Genomic DNA, 10,471 nt, shown 5'->3' on the forward strand with positions numbered 1-10,471 from the left:
GCCACGGGAGCGGACGGCTCGGCGGCGGGCCCCGCGACGACTCCCGACCGGGAGCGCTGGCCGGGCACGAAGGCCGCAGCGGCGCCCGCGGCGTCGTCCGTGCGGGTGGCGAGCGAGGGCATCCGTGTGTGGGCCGCGGCCGGGGCGGCGGTGACGGCCTTGCGGGCGTGGCGCAGCTGCTTGGTATTGACCGGGTCGAGGCCCGCGCGCACGTCGAGGAGCCAGGTGCCGCCGATGACGTCGAGCCAGCCCCGGCCGCGGCGCTCCTTGTCCCAGAGCGGGGAGAGCAGGAGCGGCACGGCGCCCAGCACCGGGATCACGAGGGCGGCGGCCAGGAACACGGCGGCGCGCAGCACGATGCGCCGGAAGCCGGGGCGGCCGAAGCCGGCGACGCTGACCGAGCGGAGGCCGAAGATGGCCTTGCCGACGGTGATGCCTTTTCTGCCGTGCAGGATGAGCTGCACCAGCACAGAAGCAAGTACCAGCCCCTGGCTGACCCCGAACCCGACGGCGGCGCCGCTGAACGCCGGGTGGTCCCGGAGCCAGTAAGTGGTCAGGCCCAGGGGCAGCCGGCTCCAGACCGGAACCGTGGCTAGCACGCCCGGAACGAAGAGCGCGAGCCAGATGGCGAAGTCGATGGCGAACGCGAGGGACCGGCGCATCGGCGACGCGGGGATCAGCCCGAGTGCGGCCGCGTACTCCTGATCGGGGCGTCCGTCGGGGCGGAGCCCGACGGCATCCGTTTCGTCATTGTCGAGGGTGACGCTCACAGCTACCCCCCCGGTGCGGCTTCAGTCATCGCGGCGCTCCCACGGCCACAGCGGGCGGCCGCGTTCAGGCATCCGTGAGGCCAGGACCATCGAATAGACCAGAGTGACGATGAATCCGATAATGCCGGCGGTCGCCGCGAACGGGCCGAGCAGCACGGAGCCCGCGAAGGCGATGCTGTCGGCCGGGAGCCCGGCGTTCAGGGCGAAGAGAATGGTGCCGACGAGCACGAAAGCGGCGAACGCGGCGAACCCGGTGCCGAGGGCGTAGCCGACGGCGATGCGCTGGTTCTCGGGCCGGCTGCGGAGGCCGAGCAGGAGCATGAGGAGGAACACCACCAGCGACGCGGCGGCGGTCATGCTGGGGCCGACGAGAAGCCCGGCATTCGGGTCGGTGATGACGTCGCGGTTGGTGAGCAGGCTGATCATGCCGAAGGCGGCGACGACGAGCGCGGCGTAGAGTACCGCCGCGAAGACGGCGACGACCGTCGCATACTTCTGGTAATCCCGCATTGCTCCCCCTGCCTGCGCCTTGTGCGAGTTTAGTGGGACGGAACGGATTGCGCGCGCGTTTTGGTGCAGACGCGCGCGGTTGCCGCGGCGTAGTCTTTCCCCTGATGGCACCGCGGTCGTTGCGGTTGCCCCTGGCCGGGCGGAGAACAAGACGTGAACCTGTTCCGTCGGGCGAAAGCCCTGCTCAGCACCGATGAACCCTCGGCCGCGACGATTGCCGTCGCCCAGCCTCCGACCATCGCGCAGCCTCAGGCGCCCGACGCAGCACCGCGCCATCTGCTGGTGCCCGCGGAGGCGGCCGGCGATGCCGAATCCGATGCGCTGCGTCACCGGGCCGCGAACGCTCTGGTCGGCAAGCATCTCAAGCGGCCCGACCCCGCGCCGGTCGATCCGGCGCCCGTGGCGCTCGCACCTGAGCCCCCGCTCAAGTCCGCGCCCGAGCCCTCGTCAGCGCCCGAGCCCGAGCCCGAGCCCGAGCCTGAGTGGCGTCCCGTCGCCCTGGCCGCCAACCGCGGCAAGTTCTTCCAGAGCCCGACTCCGGTCGGCAAGGGATTCATCCTCGAGCGCGAGGAGGCCAAGGCGGTCCTGAACGATTGGTCCATTCCGTATTCCGACGTGGTGCGGCCCTACCTGACCAGCGAAGACCTGGCCGACGACCCCCGCCAACAGTCGGGGCGATGGATCATCGACTTCGGCCAGCGGGAACTAGACGAGGCAGGTAGCTATCCGCGCGCACTCGCGATCATTCAGGAGAGGGTGAAGCCCGAGCGCGACACCAACGCGGATGAGAGCTTCCGAACCCGCTGGTGGCTTTTCGGCCGCCCCCGGCTGCCGATGCGGGCCGCGCTCGAGCCGCTGAAACGGTACGCGGTGCTCGGATCAGTCGGCAGGCGGATGGTTGTCGCGTGGGCGCATCCGTGGATCGTGGCCAGCAACTCGACCATGATCTTTGCCGGGGACGACGACTACAGCATGGGCATTCTGCTCTCGGGCGCCTACGACACCTGGGCCCGGGCCGGCACGCTGGAGGGCGACCTGCGCAACACGCCGACGGCGGCCCTGGCGACGTTCCCGTGGCCGGATCCGGTCGATGAGCGCCAGCGGAACGCCGTCTCGGCGACCTGCGTCGCGCTGTACCGGCGGCGGAGTGAGCTCTGCCGGGAACGCGAGGTCGGCCTGAGCAGGCTGTATAGCCCGGGCTGGCCCGAGGCCAACCCGGATCTCGCGAAGTTGCACCGACGCCTCGACGAAGCGGTGGCCGACGCGTATGGCTGGGATCCGTCGATCGCGGCCGATCCGGCCCGAATTCTGGAGCGTCTGTTGGAGCTGAACCGCGAGGTGGCGGAGGGGCGACGCCCCTATGCGCCGTTCCCCGCTGTCGCCTGACGCTGATTTAAAGACATGCGGCGCTCCCCCTGTTGGAGGAGCGCCGCACACTGCGAGGCGTTAGTTAGTTGGAACGGATGCCCTGCGGTCCCTCGGCGAGCACGCGGTCGTACTCTGCCTTGGTGGTGGCGTTGCGCGTGGTGACGCCGCGGCCGTGACGGGCGATCCAGGCGCCGGCCCAGATCGGCACCTCGCGGGCGACGACGGCGGCGGCGATGGCGCCCGGGTTCAGCCACTGCTGGCTGATGAAGCGCGCTGCCTCGTCGGGGGTGAAGAGCCAGGCCTGCACGCTCAGCAGTGCTGCGCCGATGTAGGAGAAGTAGACGACGACGGCCACGAGGAAACCGAAGAGCACGTAGGCCCACCAGCCGCCGCGGTTGACCAGCAGCACCAGCAGCGCGAAGGCCACGAAGAAGAAGATGACCGGAACGTAGAAGATGGGCAGCACGATGAAGTCGGTGAACTTCGCGGCGGTGTCGGAGAGGGAAAGGCTGCCGATGCCGGACAGTGCGAACGCGATCAGCGAGTACAGAACGGCGAAGATGCCGGTGGAGAGCAGCGCGATCAACAGGCCGACGCCGCGGTTGCTCTTGTATTTCGGGGGCGTAGGAGCCTGGATGTAGACGGGCGGCGTCACGGTCGTGTTCGCGGGCGCGTAAGCCGCGTTGGCGGTCTCGCTCCGGTTCGCGACCGGCTCGAGGCGCTGGGTCTCGGCGGTGGTGTTGGGCGTCGGTGCTGCCGTGGCGGCGGGCACGTAGGCGTCGCGCTTGTCGGCCTCGCGCTTCTCGGCGTCGTTGAGCTCGTTCGGCTCGCGCGCATCCTGTGCTGCGGGGGCGTCGTAAGAGATCGGCTCGCCAACGGGCCGGGCGGGGTAGGACGCCGTCGGCTGGGCTGCGTCGGAGTAGTCGGCCGACCCGGCGTGGGAGCCGGTGCCGGTGTAGTCCGGGGCATCTGTTCGCTCGGCGTGGTCGGTGTGATCGACCGATTCAGGCTCGTTGTCGGGCTTGCGGTTGCCCTCAGGGGACGTTGTGTCGCTCATGGTGCGCTCCTTGTGGTTGGCCGTGTCGATCAGCCACTACCTTAGCAATGCGGGTCCCCCGGTTGAGGGAGGCTCGACCGAGGGACTATATTTTCAGGCCGAGCTACCCAGCGGGAGTCGGAGTGGCTGTGGCCGGGTTCAGAAGCACGTAGACGTAAGCGGTAATCTTGGCGGTCGAAATCTCCGGCGACACGGTCGTCGTCTCAATCGAAGTCACGAGCGCCAACCGCTTGCCCGTCTGAAGGCCGTCGGTGAAGTCCAGCAGCTTGGAGTAGTTCCCCTCGACCGAGACCGTGATGGGCACGGCAACAAAATTGTTTGCGGTGATTCCGGGCGGCGCTACGGGAAGCGCCGCTCCGACGACCGTGGCGCCGGCCGCAGTCGCGGGGTCGGCTGCCGGGGCGGCCGTTCCGTCAGCCGGGGCGGCCGTGGGTGCCGGAGTCGAAGCGTCGGAAGGAGTCGCCGCTGCCACCGGGGCCGCACCCTCGGGAGCGTACGGTTCGGCATCCCCGACGGAGAAATCCGTAAGCGTGACCTCATTTTGGCGGCTCAGGGTATCGAGCTGGCTGAGGAACGCAGGGATTTCGGGACCGCTGGGCACGGCTTCACGAATTGCCGTGAGGTCCTTCTTGAGATCCCCGATGCTCTCGAACTGTTTCTTCAACTCGACAAGTTGCAGACCGGCAGCCTTGTTCTGCTCTTCAACAGCACCACGATCCGCATTAGCCACGCTCGCGGCAGTCAGGTTCGGGGAGATGCCCACCAGCCAACCGAGCACGAGTGTTACACCGATGAGCACAACAGCGCCGAGTACCCACACGCGGTTCCGATCCACGGTTACTTCTCCTTAACGTCGGCGAAGCGCTGTGAGTACGCCCCGTCATTGATGTGCAGGACAAGGTTCACCTGGTAAGTTCCCAAATCCGTCTGAGTGATTGTCCCTGGCGTTCCGTCCGCATAGCCAGGTAACTCTTTCAGGCCCTTGAGCCACACCGGAGCTTCGGGCAGATTCGTGCTGGTGAGATCGAGAGTGAGAGTCGCCACTCTGGCGCCCTGCAGCGGAACCGTCGCTTGGTCGTACAGCGCCAGCGGGGATGCTGCTTCGACCGTTACCGCATCGATGGACACGTCGGTCGGGAGAATGGCCCGGACCTTGCCGAGGTAGTCCTTCCAATCGATCTCCGTAGAAGCGCCGAGCTGGCGTGCAGAGAGGGCGAGGTCGACCTCGTCCTGAACGTTCCGCGCTTCGACGTACTTCGACTGTTCGGCGAGCAGATCGATGGTGTGTGCCTGGGCGCTGGCCAGTTTTTCCTGGCTCTGTATCGCGAGCCAGGATGAGCCGGCCACTCCCAGTAACGCAAGAATGACGACGCCAACGACGGATACCCCGAGGTTTCGCCGCATGGCTTTGCCTCGTCGTCCTGCTGCTACTTCGGGCGGCAGAAGGTGGACGCGCGGCTCGGCTCCCAGGACCAGTTCGTCTGAGACGGATGCGCGGCTCATGCCTGGCTCCCCAGTGCAAGGCCCAGGGCCACAGAGAACGCTCCCCGAGTCTGCTGCAGGTCTTCCGCACTCACGCCTTTGCCTAGAACAACCGCCGTGCTCGGGTCCGCGGAGAACACCGGCATGCGGGTCAATTCGCCCAACGCTTTGGCGAAGCCCGTCAATTGGGCACCGCCGCCGGTCAGTACAATCCGGGTGACGGGGAGGTTCTGTCTCGTATTGACGAAGTAGTTGACAGTGTTTCGGAGGCTGTTCAACAACTCGTTTGTCACCTCTGAAATGATCGTGCCTGCTCCTTGATTCTCAGACGTTGGCACGGAGTCCAGCGACTGCGTTCGTTTCAATGCTTCTGCCTCCTCCGTCGTGATCCCCAGGCGAAGAACCAGCGCCTGGGTCAGGTCCCCTCCGCCGGCCGGGATAAGACGCACGAACTGCGGGACGCCGGCCCGGGTCACGACAACCGTTGTCGTTGCCACGCCAACGTCGATCTGAACCACTGCGTCCTCGGTTTTCGCGCCTCGGTAGATGACTCGGCTCAACGCGAACGGGATGAGGTCGACTTCAACCGGGTTCAAGCCCGCCAACTGCACCGCCTTCACGTTGCCTTGAACGGCATCCTTGACAGCGGCAATCAGCAATCCATTGATCTCCGGACCGTTCTCACCCTCAGTTTCGGAGATCGGGTAGAAATCGAGCAGGGCGTCGCCCACGGGCACCGACAGCATGTCTTGCACCTGGAATGGCAGTGATTCGCGGATGCGCTTGATCGACATTTTGGGAACTGTCAGGTCTCGGGCCAGCACTCGGTGATTGCCCATGCCGAGCACTACGTTCTTGCTCTTGAATCCGCCAGACGACCACAGGCTCTTGATGGCGGCCGCCACGGTGTTGGGTTCGACGACCTCACCGCGGTTGACTGCCCCCTCCGGCAGCCCCACCTCGTGGTAGCGCACCAGGGTCGGTTTCAGGCTGCCCGCATCGCTCACCTCGACGGCCCTCAGACCGGCTGTGCCGATGTCGATTCCTACGACATTCGCCGTCATTGCGTCTCCTTCGCAGACCGTGTCATGATGCCAAACCAAAGAGTGAGAGATAACCGTTGGCTATCTGATCACCATAGAAGATTCCGAGCCAGGCTCCCGCCAACATCCAGGGCCCAAACGGGATGCCGCTCTTTCGTGTCGCCTTGCGGGTGACGACGAGACCTATCGCGAACAAGCCTCCCAGCAGAAAAGCGGCAAAGCCGCCCACCGCGAGTTCCCCCCAACCGAGCCATCCCAGATAGAGGCCGAGAACCCCCGCAAGTTTCACGTCCCCCAGCCCCATACCGGCCGGGTAGGCCAGTGACAGCAGCAGGTAGACGCCAAAGAGCGCCGCCGCCCCGGCCAGGGTACCAAGAACCCGAGCTGGCTCGCCGGACAGCAGCGCCGCAACACTGAGCAGAATGGCGGCAACCGGGTAGGCCGGCAGAACGATGCGATTGGGCAGAGTCTGAGTATCCAGGTCGATCATCGCAAGCGAAACGCTGACGGCCGCAAGGTAGAGAAAAGCGACCAACGTGACCAGCTGTCCGGCCATTAGCTTTCCGGTGGTCGAGCCGAACCCGGTGGTCGAAACGCCAAACAGCATCCACGCGGCCACGCAAGCGAAGAAAACAGCTGTGCCGAGCTCGACTAGCGGGTATCGAGCCGAGATGGGCACCTGACAATCACGGCATCGACCGCGCAGAACCAACCAGGAGAGAACGGGAACGTTGTCCCACGCGCGAATCCGCGCCCCGCATCGACCACAAGCGCTCGCCGGCGACACGATTGAACGTCCCGCCGGGACACGAAATATGACAACGTTTAAGAACGAGCCGATCAGGGAGCCAAACAATCCCGTGCCGGTGACGAACAGGCTAACCACTCGTTACCAGGTCCCGAAGGCTCGTGCGGACGCCGAGGTGCGCGGGGACCGGAGGGACGTACGGGGTTCCAGAGAGGTTGACGCCGGGCACTCCAACGGGAACGAAGGTGAGCTTTGCCTGCTGGCCGAACCCAACCTCACCGCCGTAGATCTGCCCGCGCCAACCGTCGCGGTCGCTATAGAACTTGCAGGGCGTGTAGGCCATCACGGACACTTCTGGTGCGATATCAGTTTCACTGCTCATTGTGATGTCACCAGAAGGGGCGACGCAGGTCGGCAGGCCGTCCGCGCTGTTGTTGTCTGGTACGTAGAGCCACAACCTGCGTGCAGTCGTGTCGCTGGACAGGACCTTCAACTTGGTGAAGGCGAACGTGTTTGAGACAAAGGCAACGTTGGTTTTAAGCGTCAGTGTCTTGATATTGGAGTCGGTCGAGAGGCCGGCCGCACCGCACTTGGTCAACGTGTTGACTACGGTGGGCACAGTGAGAGCCGACAGAGCAGTCCAGGAGGGATCCACCCCACTTATCACGCATGGTCCGTTCCACACAAGTTCCTGGAATCCCTGTGCTGCCCACGAAGTTGAGGAGAAAGGCGTTGGGTACGGGATTTCACTCCAGTTGGGAACCAATGGCACCGGCGGCGGGACAAGTCCAGTGACTTTTTGCGTTTTTGCACCGACGATGGTGCCTGCATTGGCGATTGTGCCACTGGACTGCACGAAGCCATCGACAGTGGAGTTGTTTGCCACCGTCGCGACGCTGGTGGCGGTACCTGCGACAGTGACATTTCCCTTGACCTCGGAGCCCGGGCTGCTCGTGACGCTCACGCTTCCGCTCGAAAGGATGCTTCCGTTCACGGTCGCACCGTTTGCGATCCCGATAGCGTTGGATCCTGCCGCGACTCCCTGGCCAGCGGCGATGACGTCGCCTTGAACGAGACTCGCCCCGCCATTCAAAGTCACATACTTGGAAACGTGGATGGTGCCGGACACTGTGCAGTTGTCCAGTACCGCATAACCGTTGCCCAGGATGAGGTTTCCAGCGATCTTGGCTCCGTTTGTGCAGATCGCGTTGCCGTTCTTGATCTGGACGTCAGCCGCAACGTTGTTGACCGAAGAGTCGAGGGTGAAATTCTTCAGCACACCCGTAATGGTGTGGGCGTAAACCGCAGAACCAATAGTGGGAATTGTGACCTCGGCGGGGATGTAAGTGTAGACAGCCTCGACCACGCTGTCGTCGCCTGCCGATGCGCCTGCGACCCCGTTCGCCTGCGCGAAGCCGGTGGAAATGATCTTCACCTGGGTAGACGCACTTGTGGGGCAGCCGGTGACCCATCCAGTTCCAGGGTCGATCTGCACCTTCGCGGAGAATTTGGGCACAGCTCCAGAAACGGAGGCGTACAGCCCATTGCGTGTGCCGCAACTTTCTGGTCCTGTCGCGGTCTGAAGGCCGACTGCCGTTACGTCAATGCCAGCTTCTGCCGCAGCGCGGGACTGGACCGAAGCTCGCGAGGAGCTCGTGGCGCCGAGCCCGTTCAGCGTCGCCGCCGTGACGGTGAGCGCGATGATCGCTGTAACAGCCATGACGCCAATGACAGCCAACAACGTGCTGCCCTGCTCATCGCGAAGTGACGGCCGAGTTAGGAGGGGAAAAAGTTTTATAGGCATGTCGGCACACTCTCCGGACCTGCGGATACTGGTTGACGACTCAAGGCAGAAGTCTTGATGAGTACGGGGTTGCCCCCGTTGTCTCGCACTCGGATGGCGAGGTCGAGCTTTCGGCCCGTGAGGGTGAAAATGGCCGTTCCGGAGACCGGTTGTATTCCATTCGCCAGTAGAGTCCACGTTGACAGATCGGCCGGGGCCGGCACTGGAATCGAAGTTCCCGAAGTCGTGTAGCGCACTTCGCCGTTGCCGAAGTACCAAGCCTGACAGCGCCAGACAGGGTCGGCACCAGCGCCAACGGTTCGCGCCTTCAGTAGTTGTGTCCCGGCGGAGGGGACAGTCAGTTGCATGGAACTTGCGTTTCGAATTCCTTGCGTGACGGACTTTGAGACCACTTGGCCGCTACTACTGGCCTCAGATGATTTCCGCACAGTACCTTGCGCCGTAATCGAGGTGATCAGGAGGCTGCCAACAATGATAAGGACGGCGACAGAGAGCAGGCAATAGATCAACAATTCGATGAGGCTTACACCGCTTTCGCCTCCACGCGGGTGGTCGTGATCGGCCCTCATGGCGTTGCCTTCTCGACGTAAACGAGAGTGGTCGCTTCGGCCATCACCTTGGCATTGCCGGATTTGGTAACCCAAGCCTTAACGCTGACGACTCCAGGATAGGTTCCGGGGCAAGCGCCGACCAGCCGGTACGGCTGGAACACTGTGCCCCCGGGCAAACCCGAGGTGGCGACGGGTGCGTCATCGAACGCACTCACTGTGGCGCAGTTCGGAGCCACCGCACGAACGATTTCGAGTTGCTGACTAACCAGCTGGCTCGCGGAGGCAATGGTCGAGCTCAAAACCGTGGTCTTCATTGCCGTGATCAGGAGGGGCAGGAATGCAATAGTCAACAGAGAGAGAAGGAACATGGAGATAACGATCTCGATAAGACCGAAGCCGCGCTCGTGCCAGTTTCGGCGGCCCGCATGCGAGTCCTGAATTGTCTTCACGGTCGGGTCCGGTCTGCCAGGTGTGCCAAGGAACGTTCAGAATGAGCGATCAAACAGTGCGCCGCAGTGTCGAGACGCCTGTTTGATCGCTCACGAGACTAGCGACGAATCGTTAGGGGCAGACGCCCTTGACCACCCCGGTGCTGTCGGTGACCTTGAACGCCGTGGTGCCGCTGCTCTTGCTGACGCCATCAATGCAGAAGGCAGTGCCTGCCGCTGCAGGCCCGGTCCCCTTGAAAGCGATGCTCTGAGTGTTGTCGCTCTTCTTGAAGCCGTACGTCTGCAAACCAGTTCCTGCCGTGTTGTCGAACGTCGGTACGACCGTGGCTCCGTCAGTGAAGTATGAAACGACGGCGATCTTCGCGGTTGCGAGGTCTGACTTGACGCCGGCATCCTTGGCCGAGTCCTGCTGGCCGAGGAAGATCGGGATGGCGATGGCGGCCAGGATGCCGATGATGATGACGACGACGAGAAGTTCGATGAGCGTGAAGCCCTTTTCCTTCTGGCCGAGTTCTGAACGCTTGCGGGCAAGCGCTTCCGAGATGCTGCGGATCATGTGGGGGTCCTTTGCTGGGGGTGTGCTGGGAAGGCTTTTGATTTGCCTGCAATGAGCCTATGTTTTGTAGAGCTCTTCCGTAGCCCACTTAAGGGGGTATTCACGGAGCTGCTCACCCCCAGTGAGGGGGGGG

General features: G+C 64.0%; 11 protein-coding genes and 1 pseudogene. 1 reads left to right on the forward strand and 11 read right to left on the reverse strand.

Annotation, left to right across the window (positions count from 1 at the left end; all coding sequences use genetic code 11):
• Together E3T24_RS03215 and E3T24_RS03220 are read right to left on the reverse strand one after the other, a co-directional pair.
• Nucleotides 1-770 (reverse strand): RDD family protein (locus E3T24_RS03215; protein ID WP_134434280.1); only part of this gene is annotated, 770 nt, incomplete at its 3' end.
• 21 nt (nucleotides 771-791) lie between these two features.
• Nucleotides 792-1,280, reverse strand: coding sequence for a DUF6121 family protein (locus E3T24_RS03220; protein ID WP_134403189.1), 489 nt, complete (start codon nucleotides 1,278-1,280; stop codon nucleotides 792-794).
• 153 nt (nucleotides 1,281-1,433) lie between these two features.
• On the opposite strand from E3T24_RS03220, the gene E3T24_RS03225 reads away from it, so the two are divergent.
• A complete protein-coding gene (locus E3T24_RS03225; RefSeq protein ID WP_134434281.1) occupies nucleotides 1,434-2,666 on the forward strand; it encodes a type IIL restriction-modification enzyme MmeI in 1,233 nt (410 codons plus the stop codon).
• A gap of 64 nt (nucleotides 2,667-2,730) precedes the next feature.
• Here the strand turns inward: E3T24_RS03225 and E3T24_RS03230 are convergent, their stop codons facing one another.
• The 9 genes and pseudogenes from E3T24_RS03230 to E3T24_RS17585 all read right to left on the reverse strand — a co-directional run bounded on the left by E3T24_RS03230 (nucleotide 2,731) and on the right by E3T24_RS17585 (nucleotide 10,338).
• On the reverse strand, nucleotides 2,731-3,705 hold the full coding sequence (locus E3T24_RS03230) for a hypothetical protein (protein WP_134434282.1): 975 nt from the start codon (nucleotides 3,703-3,705) through the stop codon (nucleotides 2,731-2,733).
• A gap of 103 nt (nucleotides 3,706-3,808) precedes the next feature.
• Nucleotides 3,809-4,540 carry a hypothetical protein gene (locus E3T24_RS03235; RefSeq protein ID WP_134434283.1) on the reverse strand — a complete coding sequence of 244 codons (732 nt, stop codon included), beginning with the start codon at nucleotides 4,538-4,540 and terminating at the stop codon, nucleotides 3,809-3,811.
• 2 nt (nucleotides 4,541-4,542) lie between these two features.
• Entirely contained in the window at nucleotides 4,543-5,208 is a 666-nt protein-coding gene (locus E3T24_RS03240) for a hypothetical protein (protein ID WP_134434284.1), read from the reverse strand.
• Nucleotides 5,205-6,251, reverse strand: coding sequence for a type IV pilus assembly protein PilM (gene pilM / locus E3T24_RS03245; RefSeq protein WP_134434285.1), 1,047 nt, complete (start codon nucleotides 6,249-6,251; stop codon nucleotides 5,205-5,207). Before pilM ends, E3T24_RS03240 begins: the two co-directional genes overlap by 4 nt.
• 22 nt (nucleotides 6,252-6,273) lie before the next feature.
• A complete protein-coding gene (locus E3T24_RS03250; protein ID WP_347232635.1) occupies nucleotides 6,274-6,849 on the reverse strand; it encodes an A24 family peptidase in 576 nt (191 codons plus the stop codon).
• A gap of 3 nt (nucleotides 6,850-6,852) precedes the next feature.
• Nucleotides 6,853-7,116 (reverse strand): annotated as a pseudogene (locus E3T24_RS18230) (prepilin peptidase); the annotation flags it as partial.
• Nucleotides 7,109-8,782, reverse strand: a complete 1,674-nt coding sequence (locus tag E3T24_RS03255) for a hypothetical protein (RefSeq protein ID WP_134434286.1) — start codon at nucleotides 8,780-8,782, stop codon at nucleotides 7,109-7,111. The gene E3T24_RS03255 and the pseudogene E3T24_RS18230, both read right to left, overlap by 8 nt.
• 565 nt (nucleotides 8,783-9,347) lie before the next feature.
• Nucleotides 9,348-9,782, reverse strand: coding sequence for a prepilin-type N-terminal cleavage/methylation domain-containing protein (locus E3T24_RS03260; RefSeq protein WP_134434287.1), 435 nt, complete (start codon nucleotides 9,780-9,782; stop codon nucleotides 9,348-9,350).
• Nucleotides 9,783-9,894: 112 nt separating this feature from the next.
• Entirely contained in the window at nucleotides 9,895-10,338 is a 444-nt protein-coding gene (locus E3T24_RS17585; protein WP_134434288.1) for a type II secretion system protein, read from the reverse strand.
• Nucleotides 10,339-10,471: the final 133 nt, after the last annotated feature.

The sequence above is a fragment of the Cryobacterium sp. TmT2-59 genome (assembly GCF_004403545.1).
In the GTDB taxonomy this organism is placed as follows: domain Bacteria; phylum Actinomycetota; class Actinomycetes; order Actinomycetales; family Microbacteriaceae; genus Cryobacterium; species Cryobacterium shii.